This window comes from Mycobacterium sp. E2989 (assembly GCF_001667595.1).
In the GTDB taxonomy this organism is placed as follows: domain Bacteria; phylum Actinomycetota; class Actinomycetes; order Mycobacteriales; family Mycobacteriaceae; genus Mycobacterium.
In genome coordinates this window covers 1-26,172 of record NZ_LZJX01000027.1, presented here as the reverse complement: position 1 = coordinate 26,172, position 26,172 = coordinate 1, and the positions used below count along the sequence as shown (strand labels likewise).

At 68.9% G+C, this 26,172-nt stretch carries 20 protein-coding genes and 1 pseudogene; 14 read left to right on the top strand and 7 right to left on the bottom strand.

Annotated features, from left to right (window positions below):
• Window positions 1-63 precede the first annotated feature (63 nt).
• Entirely contained in the window at window positions 64-3,738 is a 3,675-nt protein-coding gene (gene otsB, locus A5680_RS06555; RefSeq protein ID WP_067817439.1) for a trehalose-phosphatase, read from the bottom strand.
• A 143-nt stretch (window positions 3,739-3,881) separates the two neighbouring features.
• On the opposite strand from otsB, the gene A5680_RS06550 reads away from it, so the two are divergent.
• The 5 genes from A5680_RS06550 (at window position 3,882) to A5680_RS06530 (ending at window position 9,340) form a co-directional block, all read left to right on the top strand.
• Entirely contained in the window at window positions 3,882-4,769 is an 888-nt protein-coding gene (locus tag A5680_RS06550) for a universal stress protein (RefSeq protein WP_055402099.1), read from the top strand.
• A 15-nt stretch (window positions 4,770-4,784) separates the two neighbouring features.
• On the top strand, window positions 4,785-6,245 hold the full coding sequence (locus A5680_RS06545; protein WP_156675018.1) for a bifunctional aminoglycoside phosphotransferase/ATP-binding protein: 1,461 nt from the start codon (window positions 4,785-4,787) through the stop codon (window positions 6,243-6,245).
• A gap of 105 nt (window positions 6,246-6,350) precedes the next feature.
• The gene (locus A5680_RS06540; protein ID WP_067817493.1) at window positions 6,351-7,340 is read left to right on the top strand and encodes an NAD(P)H nitroreductase; all 990 of its coding nucleotides are present in this window, start codon (window positions 6,351-6,353) and stop codon (window positions 7,338-7,340) included.
• A gap of 25 nt (window positions 7,341-7,365) precedes the next feature.
• Window positions 7,366-8,469: a 3-oxoacyl-ACP synthase III family protein gene (locus tag A5680_RS06535; protein WP_067817436.1), complete on the top strand. Its 1,104-nt coding sequence runs from the start codon at window positions 7,366-7,368 to the stop codon at window positions 8,467-8,469.
• Window positions 8,453-9,340 (top strand): 3-oxoacyl-ACP synthase, encoded by an 888-nt coding sequence (locus tag A5680_RS06530; RefSeq protein ID WP_067817433.1) that lies wholly within the window; start codon window positions 8,453-8,455, stop codon window positions 9,338-9,340. The genes A5680_RS06535 and A5680_RS06530 overlap by 17 nt, the downstream gene beginning before the upstream one ends.
• Before the next feature lie 96 nt (window positions 9,341-9,436).
• On the opposite strand, the gene ppsA is transcribed toward A5680_RS06530, so the two are convergent.
• A complete protein-coding gene (gene ppsA / locus A5680_RS06525) occupies window positions 9,437-11,842 on the bottom strand; it encodes a phosphoenolpyruvate synthase (protein WP_067817430.1) in 2,406 nt (801 codons plus the stop codon).
• Between the two features lie 245 nt (window positions 11,843-12,087).
• On the opposite strand from ppsA, the gene A5680_RS06520 reads away from it, so the two are divergent.
• Window positions 12,088-13,470 carry a wax ester/triacylglycerol synthase family O-acyltransferase gene (locus A5680_RS06520; RefSeq protein ID WP_055402105.1) on the top strand — a complete coding sequence of 461 codons (1,383 nt, stop codon included), beginning with the start codon at window positions 12,088-12,090 and terminating at the stop codon, window positions 13,468-13,470.
• Here the strand turns inward: A5680_RS06520 and A5680_RS06515 are convergent.
• Both A5680_RS06515 and A5680_RS06510 read right to left on the bottom strand, forming a co-directional pair.
• The gene (locus A5680_RS06515) at window positions 13,465-14,139 is read right to left on the bottom strand and encodes a PAS and ANTAR domain-containing protein (RefSeq protein WP_055402107.1); all 675 of its coding nucleotides are present in this window, start codon (window positions 14,137-14,139) and stop codon (window positions 13,465-13,467) included. The genes A5680_RS06520 and A5680_RS06515 overlap by 6 nt on opposite strands.
• 63 nt (window positions 14,140-14,202) lie before the next feature.
• Window positions 14,203-14,652, bottom strand: coding sequence for an Hsp20/alpha crystallin family protein (locus A5680_RS06510; protein ID WP_055402137.1), 450 nt, complete (start codon window positions 14,650-14,652; stop codon window positions 14,203-14,205).
• A 147-nt stretch (window positions 14,653-14,799) separates the two neighbouring features.
• On the opposite strand from A5680_RS06510, the gene A5680_RS06505 reads away from it, so the two are divergent.
• Window positions 14,800-15,171, top strand: a complete 372-nt coding sequence (locus A5680_RS06505; protein ID WP_055402108.1) for a helix-turn-helix transcriptional regulator — start codon at window positions 14,800-14,802, stop codon at window positions 15,169-15,171.
• 71 nt (window positions 15,172-15,242) lie between these two features.
• The gene (locus A5680_RS06500) at window positions 15,243-15,779 is read left to right on the top strand and encodes a DUF1360 domain-containing protein (protein WP_055402111.1); all 537 of its coding nucleotides are present in this window, start codon (window positions 15,243-15,245) and stop codon (window positions 15,777-15,779) included.
• A gap of 7 nt (window positions 15,780-15,786) precedes the next feature.
• Here the strand turns inward: A5680_RS06500 and A5680_RS06495 are convergent, their stop codons facing one another.
• Window positions 15,787-17,097 carry an NAD(P)/FAD-dependent oxidoreductase gene (locus tag A5680_RS06495; RefSeq protein ID WP_067817492.1) on the bottom strand — a complete coding sequence of 437 codons (1,311 nt, stop codon included), beginning with the start codon at window positions 17,095-17,097 and terminating at the stop codon, window positions 15,787-15,789.
• 272 nt (window positions 17,098-17,369) lie between these two features.
• On the opposite strand from A5680_RS06495, the gene A5680_RS06490 reads away from it, so the two are divergent.
• The 5 genes from A5680_RS06490 (at window position 17,370) to A5680_RS06470 (ending at window position 24,258) form a co-directional block, all read left to right on the top strand.
• The gene (locus A5680_RS06490) at window positions 17,370-18,077 is read left to right on the top strand and encodes a GAF and ANTAR domain-containing protein (protein ID WP_067817427.1); all 708 of its coding nucleotides are present in this window, start codon (window positions 17,370-17,372) and stop codon (window positions 18,075-18,077) included.
• Between the two features lie 40 nt (window positions 18,078-18,117).
• Complete coding sequence (locus A5680_RS06485; protein WP_067817424.1) at window positions 18,118-19,299, top strand: zinc-dependent alcohol dehydrogenase; 1,182 nt, start codon at window positions 18,118-18,120, stop codon at window positions 19,297-19,299.
• 69 nt (window positions 19,300-19,368) lie between these two features.
• The gene (gene glgX / locus A5680_RS06480; RefSeq protein WP_067817421.1) at window positions 19,369-21,519 is read left to right on the top strand and encodes a glycogen debranching protein GlgX; all 2,151 of its coding nucleotides are present in this window, start codon (window positions 19,369-19,371) and stop codon (window positions 21,517-21,519) included.
• Window positions 21,520-21,644: 125 nt separating this feature from the next.
• Complete coding sequence (locus A5680_RS06475) at window positions 21,645-23,399, top strand: sensor domain-containing diguanylate cyclase (protein ID WP_067817418.1); 1,755 nt, start codon at window positions 21,645-21,647, stop codon at window positions 23,397-23,399.
• A gap of 91 nt (window positions 23,400-23,490) precedes the next feature.
• A complete protein-coding gene (locus A5680_RS06470; protein ID WP_082460019.1) occupies window positions 23,491-24,258 on the top strand; it encodes an SDR family oxidoreductase in 768 nt (255 codons plus the stop codon).
• A gap of 112 nt (window positions 24,259-24,370) precedes the next feature.
• Here the strand turns inward: A5680_RS06470 and A5680_RS06465 are convergent, their stop codons facing one another.
• Window positions 24,371-25,339: an aldo/keto reductase gene (locus A5680_RS06465; protein WP_067817415.1), complete on the bottom strand. Its 969-nt coding sequence runs from the start codon at window positions 25,337-25,339 to the stop codon at window positions 24,371-24,373.
• Window positions 25,340-25,349: 10 nt separating this feature from the next.
• A complete protein-coding gene (locus tag A5680_RS06460; RefSeq protein WP_231977577.1) occupies window positions 25,350-25,823 on the bottom strand; it encodes a sensor domain-containing protein in 474 nt (157 codons plus the stop codon).
• A gap of 57 nt (window positions 25,824-25,880) precedes the next feature.
• Between A5680_RS06460 and A5680_RS06455 the strand changes: the two are divergent.
• Window positions 25,881-26,172: pseudogene (locus tag A5680_RS06455) on the top strand (nuclease PIN); the annotation flags it as partial.

Sequence of the window (26,172 nt, the reverse complement as noted above, 5' to 3'; positions counted from 1 at the left end):
GGAGACACGGCCGGCGGAAGCAGGGCCGTTGGACCCCGGTTGGCGGGCGTTGGTCACCAAAGCTCAGGCGACCTCGACGGCGTGCCCGGGCAGCAGGTCCTGCACCCGGCCGCGGCACTCCACCACGATCGACGCGCTGTTTCCCGCCTCGGAGGTCAGCTCGGCCGCCCGGCCGCTGACCCGAAGGTGTAGGCGCTGGCCGCGATACACGAATGGGAACTCAATGGGATCCAACCCTTTTGGCCATTGCGGGCTCAGGATCAGCCGATCGTCACGGGTTTCCAGTCCGGTGAAACACCGCTGCAGCAGGTCGATGCTGCCGGCCATCGCGGCCAGGTGGATGCCTTCAGCGGTGGTGCCGCCCTGGATGTCGACGATGTCGGAGGCGAGGACCTGCACGAAGTACTTCATGGCGTGATGCCGGTTGGCGCGGGTGAGCACCCAGGAGTGGACGAGCGCGCTCAGCGTCGAGCCCTCCGAAGTGCGCGCCAGGTAATAGTCCACGGTCTCCGGGATGCGCTCGGGCGCGAAGCGGTAGCCGAGCCGGCCGAACACGGCCAGCAACTCGTCCGAGGACAGCAAGTAGAACAGCATCAGCACGTCGGCCTGCTTGGACGCCCGGTAATTGTTCACGCTGTCGTTCTCGGCCTCCAGGATCCGGTCGAGGCGCTGAATGTTCCCGTACCGCCGCCGGTAATCGTCCCAATCCAACTCCGCCAGTTGCGCATAGCCCTCGAACTGGCTGATCACGTTGTCGTGGAAGGGCACGAACATGCGCCGCGTCACGTGATCCCACCGGCGCAGCTCCTCGCTCTTCAGGTCGATCTTTCCGACGAGGTCGAGGCGGTCGCGCAGCGGAAGCAGGTCCAACGCATCCATCGCCCGCAGGATGGTCCAGACCGCCATGACATTGGTGTATGCGTTGTTGTCAATCCCGTCGTATTCCTTGCCGGGGTAGCCCGAATGGAACTCGTCCGGGCCGATGATGCCCGTGATCGTGTAGCGGCCCCGGGCTTCGTCAAAGCTCGCCAGCCCCACCCAGAATCGCGCGATCTCGACGAGCATCTCGGCGCCGTAGTCGACCAGGAACTGCCTGTCGCCGGTGACCTGGTAGTGCTGCCACGCGTTGTAGGCGATGGCCAGGCCGACGTGATGGGCGCGGGCGCTGGCGTCGGGATTCCACCGGCCGGACTTCGGATTGAGGTGCAGTTCCTGGCTCACCTCGGTTCCGTCGCTGCCCGACTGCCAGGGATACATGGCGCCCAGATAGCCGGCTCTGCGTGCCGCGCGGCGGGCCTCGGGCAGCCGCCGATAACGGTAAAGCAGCAGCGAGCGTGCCACATTGGGCATCCGTACGGACAGCACCGGTGAGACGAACAGCGAATCCCAGAAGACGTGTCCGCGGTAGGCCTCGCCGTGCAGGCCCCGGGCGGGGACGCCGGCGTCGAGTTCGGCGGTGTGCGGGGAGAGCGTCTGCAGCAGGTGCACCAAGTGCAACCGCAGGATGCGCAGCGCGTCCGGGCCGTCGGTCAGGCCGATGGCGCATTGCTCCCACAACAGGTCCCAGGCCCGGGCATGCTGGCGGTGCAGCTCGGCGTACCGGCCGGCGGCGTCGAGGTGCTGCTGGGCGGCGCTGGCCGGCTCCGAGATCGCGCTGTCCCTCCCGGTGAAGATCGTGGCGACCTTCTCGCAGGTGACCGATTGCCCCGCGGCCAGCGCCACCTCGATGTCGTGGCCACCACGGTCGGGCTCCCGCACGAATTCATAACGCGCGGCCGCCCGTTCGTCGTCACACCACACGGTGCTGCGGCCGGCCACCGCGATGGCGATGCGCGACTGTGACGTCTCGGTGCGCAGGATCACCGATTCGGACCCGTACTCATCGATCCCCGGCGCCGCGAGGTGGGTGCTGGACAGCGACTGGTAGCGCTCGACCATGGTGTTGCGCACGCCGCCGTCCAGCAGCGAACGGAATTCGACCGTGCCCGACCAGTTCTGGGCGCCGATCGTCGTTTGCATCGCGAACACGTGCGGCTGGCGCATCGACGCGAACCGTTGCTGAGTCAGCGTCGTGATCTGGCCCGCGGCGTCGGCGAATCGCAGGGTGCGGGTCAAGGTCGCGTGTCGCAGGTCGAAAGTCTGCCGGTAGAACAGCAATTCGACGTCGTCGATGTCGAACCAGGCGCCGCCGTTGATCCGGAAGGTCAGCGACAGCCAGTTGGGCAGGTTGACCAGGCTTTCGTTCTGCACGGTCCGCCCGGCGATCCGATCGGTCAGCGTGTTGTAGATGCCGGCCGCGTAGGTGCCGGGGTAGTGCGCCTCGCCCGCGGTCGTCTCGGGGGCGCAGCCACGGGTGGCGGCGTAGCCATTGCCCACGGTGCACAGCGTTTCACGCAGCCGCTCATACTTCGGGTCGTAGCCCTCGTACACCAGTTCCCACGGATCGTTGGGTGCGGACGCCGCCTCGTGCAGATCGTCGGCCAGCCGCCGGACGAAATCGCACACCGCGGACGGATCAGCCAGGCTGAGCAGCGCGGCGGAGGGACGATCGCCGTCCTCGGTGTGCCGCAGCGCAATTCCCACGCCGTCGAATTGAACAGCGTCGAACGCGTCTTCGTCGGTGAGGTCGTCGCCGACGTAGATCGGCAACACGGAGTCGCCACCCGTTTGCTCGATCTTCTCCAGGATCCAGTTGAGCGTCCTGCCCTTATCCCACTCGATGCTCGGTCGAAGCTCGATGACCCTGCGTCCCGTCGTGACCCGCAGGCATTGGGACCGCCCGACTTTGCGTGCCGTCGCGACGACCCGGTCGACGTGTCCTGGATCCGCATTGCGATAGTGGACCGCGACGGCAAACCGCTTGTGCTCCACCCGAACCCCGGGTACATCGGCGAGCAGCTCGGCCAGCCCACCGGCCGCCCGTGTCAGGGCGTCGGTGGCGCCGATGGCGGCGGCGTTGTCGTGGTGGGTCCCGTCGGGTGCGATGAGTTCGAAGCCGTGGCTGCCCGCGTACCACAGCCCGTCGAGCCGCACGCGGTCGCGAAGATCGGCCAGATCGCGGCCGCTAATCACCGCGACGGGGCATTCCGCGGCCAGCGCGCGCAGCGCTTCGAGCGCGCCGTCCACCAGCGTGGCGGATTCCGGCTGGGCGACGATCTCGGACAGCGTGCCGTCGAAGTCCAGGAACACCGCCGGTCGTCGACTCGCCACCAGCTCCTTGAGCTGGCCGTAGACACCCATCGCGTCGGCGATGGTCGACAGCGGGGCGCCCCCGCGCCGCACCGAGATCTCCGGAAGGTCGGCGACGATTCTGTCCGCGCCGTAGGACAGCATCCCGTCGGCCCCGCCGTTGCGCTCCAGGCCGATGACGAGGCCGAAGCCGCCGTCCCGCCCGGCGGCCAGCCCCGCCTCGCCGCAGTCGATGAGGACGCACCGCACCGGGCGCACGCCCAGGCGTGCCGCCGACGTCACCACATCGGGCCGCTCGGCGCCGTCTGCCGAGCCGACGGCGACGTCGACGAGGTAGTCAATTCCCGCCTCCCGCAACAGGTGCGCGCAGTCTCCGCTCGCGGAATAGACGGCGGTGGCTACGCCGACCTCGCGCAGCCGCCGCAGAAAGGCGGCGGAAGAGTCGCGCGCCTCGACGGGGCCCGTCGCCGGCTGCGCCACCAAACAGTCGAGGCCCAGGATCACCGCATCGTGGTAGCGCCTGTCGACGCTCACCGGCCATTCGGTCATTTCTCTGACGATGTTCCAGTGCCCGGCACCCGTCAAGGCCCACCGCCCCACGGAGGCCTCATGGCCATGCGGTTGGGGACTAAAGCCTCATGATCGACGGGCGTTCGCGCCATAGCGTTTTGGGGGATGAGAGGGAGAACGCCATGTCCGCACTAGCCAACCGGCACGGCATCGTCGTCGGAATCGACGGATCGCCGGCCTCGAACGCCGCCGTATGTTGGGCGGCGCGTGACGCGGCGATGCGACACGTACCGCTGACCGTGGTCCACGTGGTGAACGCGGCCGTGCCGATGTATCCGGCCCTTCCGCTGTCGACGGGCGTGGCGGTGTGGCAGGAAGAGCAGGGCCGGCAGGTCCTCGAACAGGCGGTCAAGATCGCCGAAGAGGCGGTCACGACGGACCGCAAGGTCGACGTCCGCAGCGAGCTCCGATGTGCACCCCCGGTGCCGACCCTGGTCGAGATGTCCAAAGAGGCCGAGATGGTCGTCGTCGGCAGCAACGGGCGCGGGGCGCTGGGCAGGCTGCTGCTCGGGTCGGTGAGCAGCAGCGTGGTGCGCGGCGCGCGCTGCCCGGTCGCCATCATCCGCGACGAGGACCCGCTCATGGAGCATCCCCAGCAAGCCCCGGTGCTCGTCGGCATCGACGGGTCCCCGGCCTCGGAGGTGGCGGTGGGCGTCGCGTTCGACGAAGCGTCGCGCCGCGGCGTCGAATTGACCGCGCTGCACGCGTGGAGCGACGTCGACGTCTTCGAACTCCCCGGTGTTGACTGGTCGGCGGTGAAGGGTGAAGCCGAGCGGAGCCTGGCCGAACAACTGGCCGGCTGGCAGGAACGCTATCCCGACGTCACCGTGAACCGGGTCGTCGTCGCCGACCGGCCGGCGCGCCAGCTCGTCGAGCAGTCGGAATCCGCCCAACTCGTCGTCGTGGGCAGCCACGGCCGGGGCGGCCTGTCGGGTGTGCTGCTGGGTTCGGTCAGCAACGCCGTCGTCCACTCGGTCCGCATGCCCGTCATCGTGGCCCGGCCGTCGTAGGGCCGCGCCGCCGCCGTGCCGTTCCTCGATCTGCACGAAACCCACACTGGCGTCGTCATTCTCGCCGGCGACCGCGCATACAAAGCCAAGAAGCCGGTGCTGACCGACTTTCTCGACTTCCGCGCGCCGCAGCAGCGCGAGCACGCCTGCCGCCGGGAGGTCGAGCTCAACAGCCGGCTGTCGCCGGACAGTTACCTCGGGGTGGCGCATCTGTCCGATCCGGCCGGCGGGCCGCCCGAGCCGGTCATCGTCATGCGGCGTTACCGCGACGAAGAGCGCCTGGCGGCCATGGCATTTCGCGATCCGGGCCAGTCCGTTCGGGACGCGCTGGACGCGATCGCCGGCGTGTTGGCCCGGTTTCACCGCCGCGCCCAGCGGGGCCCGGTGATCAGCACCCAAGGCGAGGCGGAAGCGATCGAACGCCGCTGGCGCGACAACCTTTCCGAACTCCGGCGCTATGCGGACGCCTCGACACCGGGCGTCTCCGCCGAAGCCGTGCCGCGGATCGAGCACTTGGCCACCGAATTCATCACCGGTCGAGCGGCGCTGTTCAAGAACCGCGTCGAGGACGGGCGCATCCTGGACGGCCACGGCGACCTGCTCGCCGACGATATCTTCTGGGTGGACGGGAAACCGGCGCTGCTCGACTGCCTGGAGTTCGACGACCAACTGCGCTACGTGGACGGCGTCGACGACGCAGCCTTCCTGGCAATGGATCTCGAGTTCCTGGGCCGCAACGACCTCGCGGCGCATTTCCTCGAGCGCTACGCGCACCATTCCGGAGACACGGCGCCGCCGTCGTTGCGCGAGTTCTACATCGCGTATCGCGCCGTGGTCAGGGCGAAGGTGGATTGCGTTCGACAGTCACAGGGAAAGACCGCGGCGGCCGAGGACGCCGCCCGCCACCTGGCCATCGCAACGGCCCACCTGCAAACCGGCACGGTTCGCCTGGCCCTTGTGGGCGGCAACCCGGGCACCGGGAAGTCCACCGTGGCGCGCGGGCTGGCCGAATCGTTTGACGCGCAGCTTATTTCCACCGACGATGTGCGCCGGGAGCTTCGAGATTCGGGGGCCATCGCCGGTGCGCCCGGTGTGCTGAACGCCGGGCTCTACAGCCCCGACCAGGTAGCGGTCGTCTACGAGACCGCCCTCCGACGCGCGCGGCGGTTGCTGGGCGAGGGCCACTCGGTGATCCTCGACGGCACCTGGCGCGACCCGCGCACGCGCGAGTCGGCCCGCCAGCTGGCCACCGAGACGCATTCGGCGCTGGTGGAATTCGTGTGCGCGGCGACGGCCGACCTTGCGGCCGAGCGGATCAAGACCAGGCCCGCGGGCAATTCGGAGGTGACACCGGAGATCGCCGCCGCCCTGGCCGCCGGGCACGCCGACTGGAACGGTGCGCACCGGATCGACACCTCCCGCAGACCCGACCTCGTCGCCCGCGAGGCGCGCGACCTGTGGGCGCGTGCGACGTAACAGCCGCAGGTCCCAACGTCCCGGCCGTCGGGGACCAACGGCCCTGCCCGCACCCGCCGCATGGGGCATACAGTTTGCCTCACCGGAATCGACGAAGTGGTGACGATGGATGCGAAAGTGCCGACCGAGCAGGTCATCCGGGACGCGGTGACGCTCGCGTGCCGCGCGCCGTCGCTGCACAACAGCCAGCCCTGGCGGTGGGTGGCCGACGGCGGCAGGCTGCACCTGTGGGCCGACCCGCACCACGCGATGCACGCCACCGACCACACCGGTCGGGAGCTGATCCTGAGCTGTGGCGCCGTCCTCGACCACCTGCGGGTCGCCATGGCCGCCGCGGGATGGGAAAGCGTCACCGAACGATTTCCCACCGAGGGCAGACCGGATCACCTTGCGAGTGTGGGCTTTCTGCCCGTGGCGAACGTGACGGCGCAATGTCGGCTGCGGGCCGACGCGATCCTCCGCCGCCGCACCGACCGGCTGCCGCTGGGCGCACCGAACGCGTGGCCCACGCTGCATTCGGCCCTGAGCGCCGCGGTGACCCCTTACGAAGTGTCGCTGGACGTGGTCGACGACGACGAGCGGCCGAGACTGGCCGAGGCGTCGCGGCTCACCGAGCAGCTGCGCCGAACCGATACCTCCTACCTGACCGAATTGCGTTGGTGGACTTCGCCCTTCGAAGCGAACGCCGACCGCGTGCCGGAAAGCGCCCTGCTGTCGAGCTCCGAGGCCGCTCGCGTCGACATCGCCCGCGCGTTCCCGCCGGCGGGCGGGGGCCGCCGCCGCGCCGCGATCGAGGTGGACCACTCCAAGATCGTGGTCCTGTCCACCCGTCACGACGATGCGCCGGTCGAAGTGCTGCGCTGCGGTGAGGCGCTGTCGGCGGTGCTGCTCGAATGCACCCTGGCCGGCATGGCGACCTGCACGCTGACGCACATGACGGAAATATCGCTGAGCCGCGACATCATCAGGCAAGTCACCGGCGGCTCCGGCCAGCCGCAGCTGCTGATCCGGGTCGGCCGGTCACCGGCCAAGGACCCACACCCGCAACCCACCGCCCGGCGTCCGGTGACCGAAGTCCTCGAGATGCGCGGGTGACCCACATGCCAAGGAGGTGCCATCGATGACTCGGCACTGGCTCGTGATGGAAGCAACCGGGGAGGGCGGTGCGGCCCCCTTCGTCGCGCGAGTCGCGGCCGCGGGCCGGCATCTGCCCGGGACTCACCTGAGCACCGACGAGCTGATGGCGTCCACCCGCCATCGCACCCACATCGACCTGGAACGGCTGACCGGGATCCGCGAACGCCGGGTGTCGGTGGGCGACGAGGATTCCTACACCCTGGCCAGCTCGGCGGCGCTGAACTGCCTGGCCACCGCCCAGCAGGATCCGGCGGCGCTGGACGTGGTGATCAGTTGCAGCATCACCAAGTTCCGCGACGGGCTGACCCAGTGGCTCGAGCCGACCATGAGCAGCGCCGTGGCGCGAGGGATCGGGGCGGTGAACGCGATGACGTTCGACGTGTCCAACGCGTGCGCCGGAATGCTCACGGGTGTAACGATTCTGAACAACTGGATCCGCCAGGGCGTCGTCGAGCGCGGGCTCGTCGTCAGCGGCGAGTACATCTCGCAGCTCAGCAACAATGCGGCACGGCACATCCGCAACATCATGAGCAAGGAGCTGGCCTGCCTGACCCTGGGTGATGCCGGCGCGGCGCTGCTGCTGGAGCGGGCGCCGGCCGGTTCGGCCGGCATCGCCTTGGCCGGCTTCACCACCGTCGCCGACTACAGCCGGCTGTGCCTGGCGTATCCGCAGGGGGACGATCCGGGCGCGCGGATGTTCACCAACTCCCGCGCCATCCAAAAGGCCGCAATCGCCGACACCCCGGTGCTGTTGACCGAAGTGCTTGACACCGTGGGTCTTTCGATCCACGACATCGACCACGTCATCACCCACCAGACGTCCGCGCGCGCCATCCGCAAGGGAATGGCCCGGATGTCGGAGGTGTTCGGCGACAGCCCGCGCCACGACGCGGTGATCACCGTCGACCGCTACGGCAACACCGCCTCCACGACCCACACGGTGGCGCTCGTCGAGGAACTCGAGGCCGGGCGGATCAGGCCCGGGGAGCGAATCGCGTTGCTGGCGTTGGCCTCCGGCCTGGAAATCGGCGTGGTCTTGTTGACCCTGGACGAGGATGTGGTGAGCCGCTATGGGCACGGTGATTGATCGGATCGACGTCTCGCATCCGCGGCTACGGGGCCGCCACAGCGCGTTGCACCTGGCCGTCGTCGCCGCCAAGGACTGCCTGAAGCGGGCCGGATGCGAGGCCAAGGACCTCGACCTCGTGGTCAACGCCGGCATTTACCGCGACCGCAACCTCGGTGAGCCGGCGCTCGCCGCACTGATCCAGGACGACATCGGCGCCAACCCGGAGGACCCGCACGCCGGCGCCCATGGCACGTTCTCCTTCGACATCGCCAACGGCACGTGCGGGCTGCTGACCGCGCTGCAAATCGTCGACGGGTTCATGCGCAGCCGCGCCATCCGGCGCGCGCTGGTGGTCGCCAGCGACGCCGATCCCGGGCACGGCATGAGCGAGCACTTCCCGTTCTCGGCCGCCGGCGCCGCGATGCTGTGCGGCTGGTCCGACGACGACGACGGTCTCAGCCGCGTCTCCTGGGTGACCGACCCGAGTGAAATCGGCGATGAAACCTTCAGCGCCACGGTCGGTTTCGCCGACTCCCGCAACGTCCTGCGCTTTTCGGAGTCGGCGGCGATGGACGAGCGGATGGCCGCGGCGGCCGGGCGGGCGGTGTCGGCGTGCCTTTCCGAGCAGGCGGTGCTGCTGTCCGACGTCGACGCGATCGTCGCCGCCCCCGCCCGGCCCGGATACCGCACCGCGCTGGCCGCCCGGCTGGGTGTGCCGGTCGAGCAGATCGGCGTCGCCGACGGCGAACGCATGCATACCACCGCCCTGGCCGCCGCGTTCGGGCAGCGGGCACAGCGGTTGCCGGCGGGCGCGCGGGTGCTGTTCGTCGCGGCCGGGGCCGACGTCGTCGCCGGCGCCGCCCTCTATCGCCAGCCGCCGCGGCCCTGAGGTTCCCCGCGACGTTCGCGAGATTGCGCTCAGGGTCGTGGATGCGCCCCCAACCACAGCCGTGACGGCAATCTCGGCGGGACGGCGCGCGGAGCCCTACTGCAATTGCACCGCACGCTCGAGGTCCAGGACCTGCCGGGTGGTCTTGACCACCACGTCGGGGTTCAGGCTGATCGAGTCGATGCCGCAGCGAACCAGGAACTCGGCCATGTCGGGGTAGTCCGACGGCGCCTGACCGCACAACCCGGAGTGAATCCCGTTGCGGCGGCAGCCCTCAACGGCCAGACGGATCATCTCCTTGACTCCCTCGTCGCGTTCGTCGTAGTCGAAGGCCACGATCTCGCTGTCCCGGTCGACACCGAGGGTCAGCTGGGTGAGGTCGTTGGACCCGATGGAGAACCCGTCGAAGCGCTTGGCGAACTCGTCGATGAGGATGACGTTGTTGGGGATCTCGCACATCGCGTAGACCTTGAGCCCGTTCTCCCCGCGGCGCAGACCGTGTTTGGCCATCTCCGCCAGGACCAGGTCCGCCTCGGCCACCCGGCGCACGAACGGCACCATCAGCACGACGTTGGTCAGCCCCATCTGTTCGCGCACCCGCTTCATCGCCCGGCACTCCAGCGCGAAACCTTCGGCGTAGGCCGGGTGCGCATAGCGCGAGGCGCCGCGGAAGCCGATCATCGGGTTGCTCTCGGCCGCCTCGAAGCCGCTGCCGCCGACCAGGCTGGCGTATTCGTTGGTCTTGAAGTCCGACATCCGCACGACGACGGGCTTGGGCCAGAAGGCGGCGGCGATGGTGCCGATCCCTTCCGATAGGCGCTCCACGAAGAAATCGGCGCCGTCGGAATAGGCGTACGTCAGCGTTTCGATGGTCCGCCTGGCCTCGGCGTCGTCCACCCGGTCGGGGTGGAGCAGGGCCAGCGGGTGCACCCGGATGTACTCGTTGATGATGAACTCCATCCGGGCCAGCCCCACGCCGTCGTTCGGCAGGAACGACGTCTTGAACGCCAGATCCGGGTTGCCGAGGTTGAGCATGATCTCGGTCTGCGGGCGCTCCTGGTCGGACACCTCGGTGTGCTCGACGCGAAAGCCCAACTCGCCGCGGTAGACCCGCCCCGTGTCGCCCTCAACGCACGACACCGTGACGAGCTCGCCGTCGGGCACGCTCGTGGTGGCGTCACCCGCGCCGACGACCGCGGGGATGCCGAGCTCGCGGGCGATGATCGCCGCGTGGCAGGTGCGCCCGCCGCGGTTGGTCACGATGGCCGCGGCGATTTTCATGATGGGTTCCCAGTCGGGCGTGGTGATGTCGGCGACCAGCACGTCGCCGGGCCGGAACTCCGACAGCTTCCCGAGGTTGTCCATCCGCCGGGCGACGCCCGTGGCGACCTTCTCGCCGACCGAGCGGCCCTCGGCGAGCACCTCCTTGCGTTCGGCGCCCTTGGCCTCGAGCACGTAGCTTTCGATCGTCGTCCGGCTGCGCTGCGAGGCCGCGGTTTCGGGGCGCGCCTGGACGATGTAGAGCCGCCCGTCGAGACCGTCCTTGGCCCATTCGATGTCCATCGGCCGCCCGTAGTGGGCCTCGATGGTGCAGGCGTACCCGGCCAGCTCGAGCACGTCGTCGTCGGTGACGCAGAACCGGGCGCGGTCGGCCTTCGGGGTGGGGATGTTGCGGACGGTGTTCTTGGTCTCGCCCTCGACGTAGATCATCTTGACCGCTTTGTCCCCGATCAGCCGGCGCAGCACCGCCCGGTGGCCGGCCTGATACGTCGGCTTGTGGACGTAGAACTCGTCGGGGTCGACGGCGCCCTGCACCACGTTCTCGCCGAGCCCGTAGGCGCCGGTGATGAATACGACGTCGTGGAAGCCGGATTCGGTGTCCAGGGTGAACATCACCCCCGACGAGGCGAGGTCGGAGCGCACCATCTTCATCACGCCGATCGACAGCGCCACCTTGAAGTGGTCGAAGTCCTGGTCGATCCGGTAGTGGATGGCCCGGTCGGTGAACAGGCTCGCGAAACAACGGCGGCAGGCGTCCAGCAGGCTCTCGGTGCCCTTGATGTTGAGGAAGGTCTCCTGCTGGCCGGCGAAGCTGGCGGTCGGCAGGTCTTCCGCGGTCGCCGAGCTGCGCACGGCCAGGCTGACGTCCTCGCCGTATTCCTCCTGAAGCTGCCGGTAGGCGGCCGTGATCTCGGCGGCCAGCTCCGGGGGAAGCCCTGCGCCGTAAACGATTTCGCGGGCCCGCTTGCCCTTGCGCGCCAACGCGGTGACGTCGTCGGGGTCGAGGTCGTCGAGCGCGGCGTGCAACGCGTCCCAGGCGCCGGCGCTGTCCAGTACGTGCCGGTAGGCCTCGGCGGTGATCGCGAACCCATGCGGAACCCGAACGCCCTGTCCGGTCAGCTTCTGGAACATCTCGCCCAGCGAGGCGTTCTTCCCGCCGACCAGCGGGACGTCGGAGATGCCGATCTCCTCGAAGAAGCGGACGTAGGTGAAATCGCTCATGGTGTTCTTCCTTCGGGGGGTTGCGTCAACACGCTTCGTCGATGCGGCAGCGGACGTAGACCGGGCGGCGTTCGCGGAGTGTGCGGGAGGCGGCGGCGAAAGCACCTGCCTCGCTGCTCAATTGATCTCCTCCTCACCCCCCAGACGATATGCCCGAGGGCACGCGGCCACAGCCGCCGTTTGGCCTCAGTAGTTGGGGACTTACGGCCCTGCCACCAGCGCATTGCGGCGCGGAAAGTGGCATCGTGGAGCAATTGACCGCCCTGGACGCCGGCTTCCTCGAGGTCGAGGACTCCGACCCGCATGTCAGCCTGGCGGTGGGCGGCGTCTCGATCGTGGCGGGGCCCGCGCCCACATACCAAGAATTTGCCGCCTCGTTCGCCGAACGGGTCGCGACGATTCCGCGCTGCCGACAGGTCCTGCGGACCCATCCGCTGGACCTGCGGCCACCGGACTGGGTGGACGACCCGCACTTCGACCTCGCGCGTCACCTGCACCGCATCGCGGTGCCGCAACCCGGCGGCGACGCCGAGCTTTTCGAGGTGATCGCGTCGCTGATGGAGCGCCGGCTCGACCGCGAGCGCCCGCTGTGGGAGTGCTGGATCATCGAGGGTCTCAGCGAGGGCCGGTGGGCGGTGCTGACCAAGATCCACCACTGCATCGCCGACGGCATCGCAACGACGCAGCTGTTGGCGAAGTTCAGCGACGACGGCGACCGCGACACCTTCGCCTCCGACGTCGGCGCCGGCAAGAAGCCGGTCCCGGCGCAGACGGGCGTGTTCAAGGTAAGCCTCAACCCGTTGAGTTGGGTGAGCGGAATCGGCCGGGGCGCCCTCGGTGCGATGACTGCGGCCGAACACGCGGCGATCGGAGCCGCGGAGCTGGCGGCCGGCTTGCTGCACCCCGCCCCGGAATCGTCGTTGAACGGACCGGTCACCACCATGCGCCGGTACAGCGCGGCCCGGGCCCGATTGGCCGACATGCACAAGGTCGCCCGCGCGTTCGGGGTCACGCTGAATGACGTTGCGCTGGCGGCGATCACCAGCAGCTATCGCGAGATCTTGCTCGCGCGCGGGGAACGTCCCGGCCACGAATCGCTGCGCACGCTGGTTCCCGTCTCCGTTCGCGCGGTGGACCACTTCAACGTCGCAGGCAACCGCGTCTCGGCGATGCTGCCGCTGTTGCCCGTCGACGAGGCGGACCCGGTGCGTCAGCTGAAGCTGGTGCACGACCGGCTCTCCCACGCCAAGTCCAGCGGTCAGAGCGAGGGCGGCAGCGCGATGGTAGTGGCGGCCAAACGCACCCCGTTTGCCCTGTCCGCGTGGGCGATTCGCTTGCTCTCGCGGTTGCCTCAGCGGGCGGTGGTCGCGCTGGCCACCAACGTTCCGGGCCCACGGAGCCGGCAGCGGCTGATGGGCCGTCCGGTGCTGGAGCTGCTGCCGATCCCGCCGATCGCCCTGCAGGTGCGCACCGGCGTCGCGATGCTCAGCTACGCAGACACATTCGTCTTCGGCATCACCGCCGACTACGACACCGCGCCCGACATCGACGCGCTCGCCGACGGCATCGAGAAGGGCATGGCGCAACTGGTGGCGGCCGCCGGTACCCGGCGCCGCAAGTCGTCATGACTGATGGTTGACGCGCTCGTGCGCGGTCAGCAATAGGTGGTCGAACTCCGATTGGGCGTCCAGGCGCGCGCCGACGCCGCGGAAGTCGTCGGCGATCTGTTCGGCGAGCGGCCGAAGCTTGATATTCGCTTCCTGCGAAAGCCATTTGAGCAACTCGAAGGCCGCGTCGGCGCTGATGCCGTAGACCAGCATCAGCATGCCCTTGGCTTGCTCGATGCCGGCCCGGTTCGAGTTGATCTCGGCCAGCCTGGCGCTGACGAGTTCCTCGTTGGTATGCCCCGGCGCGGGGGTGACGTCGATGTAGAACCCGTGGGTGCCGACCACGTCGCCATCGTCGTCGAATAACCGGTCACCCACCACCACGACGTGCCGCACGTTGCCGCCGGTGTCGACGATCCGGTGTCGCGTGCTGAACGCCTGGCGGGTGTTCACGATCTGGTTGATGGTGGCCGCGACCTGCCCGCGATCGTCCGGATGCTTGTGCGAGAGCACCAGTTCGGTGGTGGGGGTCACGGTGCCCGGCTCGTACCCGTGCATCCGCTGCACCTGCTCCGACCACTCCCAGCGCTGATCGGTGAAGTAGAAGCGGAACCAGCCGGCCGGTTGCGCGGAACCGCCGGCCAACGCCCGTTCGACGTCGACCGTTTGACCGTCCAGTTCCCATTTCATTGCGCATCCCGTTCCCGGGGGGCGGCGGCCGTTTCAACACGGGCCGCCGCCCCCCGCGGCCGATCAGGCGTTGATGACCTCGCGCTGCGAGGCTTTCTCGTCGATGGCCGAGTGTGCGTCGCCGCGGCCGACGGTGATCTTGCGCGGCTTCGCCCGTTCGGCCACCGGAATGCGCAGGCGCAGAACGCCTTCGCGGTAGGACGCCTCGATCTTGTCGGTATCGAGGTTGTCGCCGAGCACCAGTTGCCGGCTGAACACCCCGCGCGGGCGCTCGGTGGCCAGCATCTCGCGGTTCGGGTCAAGGGCCGGGCGCTCCGCGCGCACGGTCACCACGTTGCGCTCGATGTCGATGTCGAGCGATTCGGCATCGATGCCGGGCAGGTCGAACTCGACGACGAATTCCTCGCCCTGACGCCAAGCGTCCATCGGCATCACCGCCGGCCGGGCGGCCGTACCGAACACCTGGTGGGCAAAGCGGTCGAGGTCGCGGAAGGGGTCGCTACGCATCAGCATGGTGGTCACCTCTCACTCCAATCTAGGCTGTGGTCCGGTTCTTACCTATGTCCAATGACATAGATTTTATATAGCACCGTCGACACTATGCCTGCAAGTGTGATAAACAGATTTTCTAAGGCAGTTCGTTTCGAGGGGGAGCGGGTGATGACCGACCAACGCGGCGATTCCGGCGCCCCGGCGCCCGATCACGGCGTGTACGGCATCTCGGTGGCCGCCGAGCTTTCGGGCATCCCGGTGCAGTCGCTGCGCCTGTACGAGCGTTATGGACTGCTCACGCCGGCGCGCAGCAACGGCGGAACCCGGCGTTACAGCAACGACGACCTGGCCCGGCTCAAGCGCATCAGCGAGCTGGTCGACGCCGGCGTCAACCTGGCCGGCGTAGCCCGCATCCTCGATCTCGAGGACCACAACGCGACGCTCTCGGCCGCCAACACCGACCTGCGGTCCACCAACCGCACGCTGCGCAAGGCCGCCAAAACCGCGAAGCTCGCCGAGGCCGGCGCCAACGACCCCTGACGGCGGCCTCGGATTGCGCCGACCGACATCGGGTACACCCCCTGCTGTGCCTTTGAGTTGAAGGAGATGCGATGGCAGAGGTGGCGGAGGCCAAGGCCCAGGTGGTCGACGGAGCGCGGCGCGAGGCCGACGCGTACCGCGGAGAGGCGCCCCAGCCGCTCGGCGGCTACCTAGCGGTGCTGATGATCTACGGCGTCGTGGTGGCCGCCGCGACCGCTGCCGCGCTGCTCACCGGGCGCACGCTGCCGCCGCGCTGGCGCATCCAGGACCTCGTCTTGGTGACGCTGGGCACCCACAAGCTCTCGCGGACCGTGACCAAGGACGCGGTGACCAGCCCCTTGCGGGCGCCGTTCACCCGCTACGCGGGGACGGGCGGCCCGGCGGAGGTCAAGGAGGAGGTCAGGGACGAGAGCCAGCTGCGGCACAGCCTGGGGGAGCTGTTGACCTGCCCGTTCTGCCTGGACATGTGGGTGGCGACCGGCTTCGCCATCGGCCTGGTCTTCGCCCCGCGGTTGACCCGCTTGATCGCCGGCGTCTTCACCGCACTGGCCGGTGCCGACTTTCTGCAGCTCGGCTACGCGATGGCCCAGAAGTCGGCCGAGGGCTGAGCCGCCCTCAGCCCGTCTTCGGCATCGGGATGCCCTCGCTGGCCGCGAACTGCGAGTCCTCCTCGGAGGCCAGGCCGATGGAAACCACCGACCGGTTGAACAGCAGGTCGGTCAGGTAGGCCAGCGACACCGCCCACCGGTTGACGCCCCGCGGGATCGCGTACAGGTGGTAGGCCCGGGTCACGAATTTCGCCAGCAGCCCCGACAGGTGGATGTTCAGCGGGTTGGCCACCGCATGCCACGGTCCCAGGTCGACCACCAGGCCCAGGTTGCGGTGCTTGTACTGCTTGGAAGTGCCGTGACCCAGGCTGGCCGCCACGTTGCGGGCCAGCACCTTGCCCTGCCGGGTGGCGTGCTGGGCGGTCGGCGGGGTGATCTTGCCCGGTTGGGTCAGGTCGGGAACCGCGGCCGCGTCGCCGGCGGCGAACACGTCCGGGTGGTCCGGCACCTGCAAGTCGGCCTGCACCTTGAGCCGGCCCCGCTCGGTCGGTAGTCCCAGATCCTGGATCAGCGGCGCGCCCGTGACGCCGGTGACCCAGGCGACCGTGCGGGTGTCGATGCGCGAATCATCGCTGAGCACAACGTGATCGGCGTGCGCTTCCTTCAGCGTGATGCCGAGGCGGACGTCGATGCCGCGCCGGCGGAGCACCTTCTGCGCGGCATCGCCCAGTTTCTTGCCGACCTCGGGCATCACCTGCTCCGCCAGATCGAGCAGCACGAACCGGACCGTGGCGGGATCGAAGCGCATCTGTTTGGCGGCCGCGTCGGCCAGCGCGCGCAGCTGGGTCACCAGTTCGGTGCCCGAATAAGACGCCCCGACCACGACGACGGTGCGCCGGGCCGCGGCCACCGCCGGGTCGTCCTCGATGTTGGCCAACTCCAGCTGCTCCACGAAATGGTCGCGAAGGTAGAGCGCCTCGGCGGTGGTCTTCAAGCCGCGCGCGCAGGTCGCCAGACCGGGCACGTCGAATAATTTGGTCACCGAGCCCGGCGTGAGCACCAGCCGGTCCCAGGACATGGTGTGGCTGCGTTCTTCGGGATCGCAGTACATGAGCGTGCGCTGGGCGAAGTCCACCCCGTCCACGCGGCCGCGCACGGCGCGCACCCCCTTGAGGGTGTTGGCCAGCGGGATCGCGACGAAGCGGGCATCGGCGACCCCGCCGGCGACGTCGGGCAGCAACGGGGTGTACAGCATGTAGTCCACCGGGGAGACGATCGTGATGTCGGCCTGCGCGCGCCGCCGGCGCAGAATGCGGGCCAGGCGGTGCGCGCAGGTGAATCCGGTGAAGCCGCTGCCAACGATCACGATTGAGGTCACCAAGCCGAGTGTAGGAGGAATTACCCACCGAGCGCCGTCCCGTTTCGTCGGGCGACGGCCACTGCGGCGAAAAGTCTTGGTTATCAACGACTTACGCTCGTCGTCGGCGGAACGTAGTGCCGGGCTGCCTGGGCCGGCCTAGAGCTTCGTTCTATGACCCATAGACTTCGTTTTCCGGGGTAGACAGGTAAGCGCGTCGCCGGAAAGATGAGACAAGCGAGGTCGGGACCTCGAAATGAAGCATGCCCGAATTAGCCCGGAGGGGTAAGGCCATGCAGCAGGGCAGCGAAGTGATCGTCGCCCAGCTGGCGAAACTGGTCGCCAGCCTGGAGCACGACGAAACCGATACCGATGTCGGCCTGCGCGAACTGATCCACAACGGCGTCCAGCACGTGGCGGGCTCCCAGTACGCGGGGATCACGCTGGCCGAGAAGAGCAGGGCGGTCACGAACGTCGCCGCCACCCACCGGTACCCCGTCGTCTTGGACGCGATACAGAACCGGTATGGGGAGGGGCCGTGTGTGGAGGCGGCCTGGCGGCACCACGTGATGCACGTCGACGACCTCACCGCCGAGGAACGCTGGCCGCGCTATCGCCGGCACGCGCTCGAACAGACCCCGATCCGGTCCATCCTGTCCTACGAGTTGTTCGTCAACCACGACAGCCTGGCCGCACTCAACTTCTACGCCGATCGGCCGCACGCGTTCCGCTACGAGGCGGTGGAACTCGGCGCCGTATTCGCCACGCACGTCGCGCTGGCGTGGTCGGTGATGCAGCGACAGGACCAGTTCCGCAGCGCCCTGGCGTCGCGGGACATCATCGGTCAGGCCAAGGGAATCATTATGGAACGCTTCAATCTTGACGCCGTCGAAGCGTTCGAATTGCTCACCCGGCTCTCTCAACAATCCAACACCAGGCTCATCGACATCGCTCATGGGCTGGTCGAAAGCGAGCACCCGATCAAGCGCCGCCGGCGCTGACCGCGTTTCGGCGGACCCCAGGCGGGTATGTGCTTTGCACATGAAGGCTGTCACCTGGCACGGCAAGCGCGACGTCCGGGTGGAGTCGGTGCCGGACCCGAAGATCGAGAAGCCCACCGACGCCATCGTCGAAGTCACGTCGACCAACATCTGCGGCTCCGATTTGCATCTCTACGAGATTCTCGGGGCGTTCATGAACCCCGGCGACATCCTCGGGCACGAACCCATGGGGATCGTGCGCGAGGTCGGCGGTGAGACGGGCGACCTGCGGATAGGCGACCGGGTCGTCATCCCCTTCCAAATCTCCTGTGGCAGTTGCTACATGTGCGGCCAGCAGCTCTATACCCAATGCGAGACCACCCAGGTGCGTGAGCAGGGCATGGGGGCCGCGCTGTTCGGATACTCGGAACTGTACGGCGAAGTCCCCGGCGGCCAAGCCGAACTGTTGCGGGTGCCCCAGGCGCAGTTCACGCACATCAAAGTTCCTGTGGGGCCGCCGGATTCGCGGTTCGTCTATCTGTCCGACGTGCTGCCGACGGCGTGGCAGGCGGTGGCCTACGCCGACATCCCCGACGGCGGCACCGTCACCGTGCTCGGGCTGGGCCCGATCGGCGACATGGCCGCGCGCATCGCGGATCACCTCGGCTACCGCGTGATCGCAGTCGACCTGGTGGCCGAGCGCCTCGGGCGCGCGGCGCAGCGCGGCATCCACACCATCGACCTGTCACGGCTCGACGCCCCGCTGGGGGACACCATCCGGGACCTGACCGACGGGCGGGGCTCCGACTCCGTCATCGACGCGGTGGGCATGGAAGCCCACGGCTCCCCCGCGGCCAAGCTCGCCCAGCAGGCCACCGGCATGTTGCCGGACTTCGTCGCCAAGCGGTTCATGCAGACCGCCGGCGTGGACCGGCTGCACGCGCTGTACTCGGCCATCGACATCGTGCGCCGCGGCGGAACGATATCGCTGATCGGTGTGTACGGCGGGATGGCCGACCCGCTGCCGATGCTCACGCTCTTCGACAAGCAGGTGACCCTGCGGATGGGTCAGGCGAACGTGAAGAGGTGGGTGGACGACATCATGCCGCTGCTGACCGACGACGACCCGCTCGGCGTCGACGATTTCGCCTCCCACGTGCTGCCGCTGGACCAGGCCCCGCACGGCTACGACATCTTCCAGAAGAAGCAGGACGGCGCGGTGAAGGTCATGTTACGACCTTGAAAACCGTTTTGCTGCAAGGGCTTCCGAACCACCGTTTGGGGGAGGCCCCGGTAGGGTATTGATTGCGCCATGACATCCGCAGAAGCCTCCGCCCCCACGCCCACCGGAGAGGTGTGGCCGGGCCGCGCCTACCCGCTGGGCGCGACCTACGACGGGGCGGGGACCAATTTCGCCGTGTTCAGCGAAGTGGCCGAGCGGGTGGAGTTGTGCCTGTTCGACGCCGACGGCACCGAGAGCCGCGTCACACTGCCGGAGATCGACGGATTCGTCTGGCACGCCTACATCCCCAACATCGAGCCCGGTCAGCGTTACGGCTACCGCGTCTACGGGCCCTACGACCCCCAGCAGGGGCTGCGGTGCAACCCGAACAAGCTGCTGGTGGACCCGTATTCGAAGGCCATCGACGGCTCCTTCGAGTGGAACCAGGCCCTCTTCAGCTACAACTTCGGCGACCCCGACAGCCGCAACGACGACGACTCCGCCGCCTTCATGCCCAAGTCGGTGGTGATCAACCCGTACTTCGACTGGGGCAACGACCGTCCGCCGGACCACCAGTACGCCGACACGGTCATCTACGAGGCGCACGTCAAAGGGCTGACGCAGACCCACCCGGACATCCCCGAGCAACTGCGCGGCACCTATGCGGCGGTGGCGCACCCGGTGATCATCGAGCACCTCAAGGACCTCGGCGTCACCGCCATCGAGCTCATGCCGGTGCACCACTTCGCCAACGACTCCACGCTGGTGGACAAGGGCCTCTCTAATTACTGGGGCTACAACACGATCGGCTTCTTCGCACCCGACTTCAAGTACTCCAGCGCCACCTCGCCGGGCGGGCAGGTGCAGGAGTTCAAGGCGATGGTGCGCGCTCTGCACGAGGCCGGCATCGAGGTCATCCTCGACGTCGTCTACAACCACACGGCCGAGGGCAATCACATGGGCCCGACGTTGTCGATGCGGGGCATCGACAACGCCGCCTACTACCGGCTGGTCGACGACGACAAGCGCTACTACATGGACTACACCGGCACCGGCAACAGCCTCAACGTCGGGCATCCGCACGCGCTGCAACTGATCATGGATTCGCTGCGCTACTGGGTCACCGAGATGCACGTCGACGGCTTCCGGTTCGACCTGGCCGCGACGCTGGCGCGCGAGTTCTACGACGTGGACCGGCTGGCGGCGTTTTTCGAACTCGTGCAACAGGACCCGACGGTCAGCCAGGTGAAGCTCATCGCCGAGCCGTGGGACGTCGGGCCGGGCGGTTACCAGGTCGGCAACTTCCCGCCCCAGTGGACGGAGTGGAACGGCAAGTACCGCGACGCGGTGCGCGACTTCTGGCGCGGCGAGCCCTCGACCCTCGACGAGTTCGCCTACCGCCTGTCCGGGTCGGCCGACCTCTACGAGCACACCGCGCGCCGACCGGTGGCCTCGATCAACTTCGTCATCGCGCACGACGGGTTCACGCTGCGGGACCTGGTGTCCTACAACGAGAAACACAACGAGGCCAACGGCGAGGACAATAACGACGGCGAGAGCCACAACCGGTCGTGGAACTGCGGTGCGGAGGGGCCGACCGAGGACCCGAACGTCAACGCGCTGCGGGCCCGACAGCAGCGCAACTTCCTCACCACACTGCTGCTGTCGCAGGGCGTGCCGATGATCTGCCACGGCGACGAGCTGGGCCGCACCCAGAACGGCAACAACAACGGCTACTGCCAGGACAACGAACTCACCTGGATCGACTGGGCGAAAGTGGACAACGGCCTGCTGGAGTTCACCCGGGCCGTGTCGGCGCTGCGCGCCCACCACCCGGTATTCCGCAGGCGCCGGTTCTTCTCCGGCAAGCCGCTGGGCCGCCGCGGTCAGGACGGGCTACCGGACATCGCCTGGTTCACCCCCGAGGGCGCGGAGATGACCGAGGAAGACTGGGGCGCGGGTTTCGCGAAATCCCTCGCGGTGTTCCTCAACGGGCACGGCATCCCGGACCGGGACGCCCGGGGGCAGCGGGTCCTCGATGACTCGTTCCTGCTGTGCTTCAATGCCCACTACGAGCCGATCGAATTCACCTTGCCGCCAAAGGAATTCGGCGCGTCCTGGCAACTCGTTGTCTTCACCGGTCCCGACGAGGAGACGCCCGCGGAGGAGGTGCCCGGCGGGGGCATGCTCACCGTGGACGCGCACACCGCCGTGGTATTGCAGGCCGCCGACGGCGGCTGACGAGCCCCGGATCGCCCGCCATCGAGGACCTTTCTCCCACGGATTGATTACCTTTTGCCCTCCGGCGGGGTCATCGATCCGCGCACACTGACGGGCGCGCGCCGTGGGGGAGGAAGGGGCCGCCGATGGAGAGGCCGAGCCCCGACGCGTGCCTCAACGACGTGGCCTGGTGCCGGCGGATCGCCCTGCTGGTGGTGTTCGCCATCGCGACACTGACCTGGGTGGGCTGGGCGACGGGTATTGACCGACTGACCCGCATCCATCCGACCTGGCCGGAGATGATGCCGTGGACCGGGGCGTGGCTGGTCGCGCTGGACGCGGCGATTCTGCTCCAGTCGGGGCGCCCCTCGCGGGGGCGCGTGTGGGCCGGGCGAGGACTGGCACTGGTCGTGGGCGTCCTCGCCGTGATCGTGCTTGCGGAGTACGCCACCGGCAGGCCATCGTCCGGATTCGACGAGGTGTGGTTCGGTGACGCGGTCCGTGCGTCACGATGGAGCTGGCCGGGGCGGCCGAGCCCGCAGACAGGCGTGTCGGCGCTGTTCCTGGCGGCGGCCACCGGCCTGATACGAGTGGATCGTGGGACCCGCGTGGTCCGGCCCGCGTGCACCGCCGCCGGCGGGGCCATTCCGTTCGTCACCGTCGGTGCCTACCTCTTCGACGCGCTGGCGCTGGTGGGCACTTCGTCTTCGACCGGCCAGGCACTGATGACGGCGTCGGCGCTGTTGCTGGTCGCCGCGGCGACGGCGCTGGCGCGCCCGGATCGGTTCCCGGTCGCCTGGCTGCTCGCCCGCCCCGACCGGAAGTCGCTGATTCGGTTAGCCGGCCTGCTCGCCGCGCTTCCGGTCGTCGTCGCGATATCGCGGCCGATCTTCTCGGGGCTCGGGGTCGGACCGCACGCCGAGTGGACCTTCTCGATTCTGCTGGGCACCCTCGTCGTCGGGGTGATCACTTTCTTGTTCATTCAGAACGAGCAGAAACTGCTGATCGAGAAGGAGTTGGTCAGCACCGAGCGTGCCGAGGCCGAGGCGCGATACCGCATCCTGGCCGACAACGCGGTGGACATCGTCGTGCTCCTCCGCGGTGACGAGGTCGTATGGGTGTCGCCGTCCGTGGAGGCCGCGCTGGGCCGGCCGCCGGACGAGTGGATCGGCCCAGGTTTCAACCGCCACATCCACCCGCAGGACATCGAGACGGTCGCCGCCGCTGTGGGCAGGGTCGCCGCCGGCGAATCGGTCGTGCAACGGTTCCGAATTCGCTCCGCTGACGGTCAATACCATTGGGTCGAGAGCCACGGCAAACCGTACGTCGACGCCGACGGCAACATCGACGGCATGATCGCGGCGGTGCGCGTCGTCGACGATCAGGTGAAGGCGGAGCAGCGCCTGGAGCGGCTCGCCCGGTTCGACACCCTGACCGGGCTGGCCAACCGGGCCGAGGCCCTCGGCCGGCTCGCCGCCGCGCTCGAGGAACCGCAACCGGTTGGGACCTATGTCGGCGTGTTGTTTTGCGACGTAGACCATTTCAAGGAGATCAACGACACCTGGGGGCACGGCGTCGGCGACTCGGTGCTCGCGACCCTGGCGGCGCGGATCGAAGGAAGCGTTCGGCGCGGCGACACCGTCGGACGAACCGGAGGCGACGAAATCCTCGTCCTGCTGCCCGGTGTCCGCAGCGCCGACGAGCTCGCGCAGATCGCCGAAGAGATCCGCAGGCAGGCCGCCGAACCCATCCACGCCGCCGGCACGACGGTCTCGGCCACCCTGAGCATTGGCGCCACCCTTGCCCTACCCGGGGACTCGGTTGACACGATCACGGCCCGGGCGGATGAGGCCATGTACCGGGCAAAACTGGGCGACCGGAACACCGTCGTCCGGAATTAGCCAGCCCAGCCATCGACATGCGCCGGGTGATATCCGGTAGGTTCTTGCCGACGGCAGCTCGTTACAAGAGAGGGCAAATATGTCAAGGACAGTGGTAGTGGGCGCCTCGAGCGGGCTCGGTCGTTGCATCGGTGTCGGCCTGGCGCAGCGCGGCGATCAGGTAGCGCTGTTGGCGCGGCGCCGCGAGCGCATCGAGGCCGCCGCGCAGGAGGCGGGCCCGGGCGCGGTCGCCGTCGAATGCGACGTCACCGACGAGGCCTCGTGCCGGTCGGCGATCGAGAACGCCGCGAACGCGCTGGGCGGCATCGACAACGTCGTCTACACGCCCGCCGTCGGGCCCCTGGTGCGCATGGTCGAGACCGACGCCGCCACCTGGCGGCGCATCTTCGACACCAACGTCATCGGCGCGGCGCTGGTGACGGCTGCCGCGGTGCCGCACCTGACGGCCTCCGCGGGCAAGTCGGTCTATCTGTCCTCCGATGCGGGCACGTTCGGGCCGCCATGGCCGGGCCTCGGGGCGTACGGCGTCAGCAAGGCGGCCCTCGAGCGAATGGTCGACGCGTGGCGCGCCGAGCACCCCGACATCGGCTTCACCACCCTGATCGTCGGGGAATGCGCGGGAGGCGAGGGCGACGGGCAGACCGGAATGAACGTCGACTGGGACATGGACCTCGCGATGAAGGCCGTGCCGCTGTGGGCATCGCGCGGCTGCATGCCCGGCAAGCTGATGCCGGTCGAGGACCTCATCGACGTGGTGCACACGATCCTGCGGACGAACGCCGCGACCTCGATGCCGGTGGTCGTGGCGCGGGGCGCGCCGGCCAGTCCGGCCGCGTTCGCAGATTCCGCGCAGTCCTAGCCTCAGCGGCGATCGCGAGCGCGGCGAAGCCGGGCGCTGCGGGTCGCCGCCGGCGCCTCAGCGGCGATCGCGAGCGCGGCGAAGCCGGGCGCTGCGGGTCGCCGCCTTAACCTCAGCGCCCGAGCTTCTCGCGGACCAGGTCGGTCAGGAAACGCCCGGCCGAGACCGGCCGGAACGCACGGGCCGCGCCGGTGAGCGCCTCGCGGGCGTCCGGGGGCAGGTCGATGTCGGCGGCGGCGACGTTGAACTCGAGCTGCTCGACGCTGGAGGCGCCGGGAATGGCGACGACGCCCGGATGGCTGATCAGCCAGGCCAGCGCGACCTGGGCGGGCTTGGCGCCGACGGTGGTCGCGACGTCGCGCAGGGTCTGCAGGAGCGGTTCGACGCGGCGCAGGTTCTCGGTGCCGAACAGCGAGTTCAGCGCCCTGATGCCGCCGGGGCGGTTATCCAGGCCGTACTTACCGCCCAGCAGCCCCTGCTCGAGCGGGCTGTAGGCGATCACGATGCGGTTCTCCCGTTCGGCGAAGGGCACCAAATCCTCCAGCGCCCGGGCATGGGCCAGCGAAAAGTGGACCTGGTTGCTGACGACGGGCCGCCCGAGCGCGGCGTCGGCCTTCTGCCAGCGCGCCAGCGAGTAGTTGGAGACGCCGGCCGCGCCGATCTTGCCGCTCTCGAGCAGGTCGCGCATGCCCGGCATGATCACCGTGTCGGGAACCACCGGGTTGGACTGATGGATCTGGTAGAGCGGGATGCGGTCCAGGCCCAACCGCCGCGCGCTGGCCCGTTCGCGCTGCTTGATCACGGCCGGGAAGGGCGCGACCGGCATGATCTTGCTGGCCACCGCGACGTTGGCGCGCTCGTCGCCCAGCGCCTCGCCCAGAATCCGCTCGCTCTTGCCCAGCCCGTACACCTCGGCGGTGTCGAACAGCGTGACCCCCATGGCGAGGGCGCGGCGCACGATGTCACCGGCGGCGCCCGACGCGTACCCCTCCCCGTAGCCCCACTCACGAGACCCGAATTGCCAGGTGCCCAGGCCGATCCGGCTGACACGTCCCACGCCGTCGACGTCGAGATACTTCATGCGCCCAACCCTAGCCAGGAAGCTTGCCCAGCACGTAGTTCGCGATGCCCACGCCCGCCACCCGCGGTTGGTCGCCGTCGGTGGTGCCGCTGCAGGAGACCAGCACGTCGACGATGACGTTGGCCTTGGCCGCGACCGCCCGCGCCGAGCGGATCTGCAGCCCCCTGGGTGCGAGGTCCAGCGTCGTGATGCCGTTGGGGGCATCGGCCGGCGCGCCGACCGCGAACGGCAGCGCCTCCCCGTTGGGCGGTGTCAGGGTCACGGTCAAGCCGCCGCATCGGCGCCACCCCGACAGCAACGCGGCCAGCTGCGCCTGCGCCGCCGGCGGGTCGCGGAAGGCCACCACGGCCTGGATGACCTGGGTGGACTTGAGGAAGCTGCGCGAGTCGCGCAACTCCGTCGCGCGGTATCCCGCGACGTCGGCGCCCGAATAGGCGTCCGGTGTGCCGGGGGCGACGCTGCCCCAGCATTCCGGCCGGTCGATCGCCCCGCCCGCGCCCGGGCGGGACTGGCGCTGTCCTACACCTTCATCGCCGTCGCCGTGGTCGGGCTGGTCGCATGGGCAATCTTCGGCGCAGCACCGCCCACCCAGACGGCGGCGCCGACCTCCACCCCCACGAGCGCGGCGATGCCCGCGGCGGCCCCGGGCCCCGTCGCGCCGGACGTCCTGGCGACGCTGCTGCCGGGCGCCGACGCCCTGAAGAACATCACCAGCGACCAGAACCTGCAGGCCGGCCAGACGTGGGACAACATGGGCCGCCCGGGCGCGGGCGGGGCGATCGACCGGCCGGAATGCTGGGGCAGCGTCGCCCCCGGCACACCGGACGCCTATT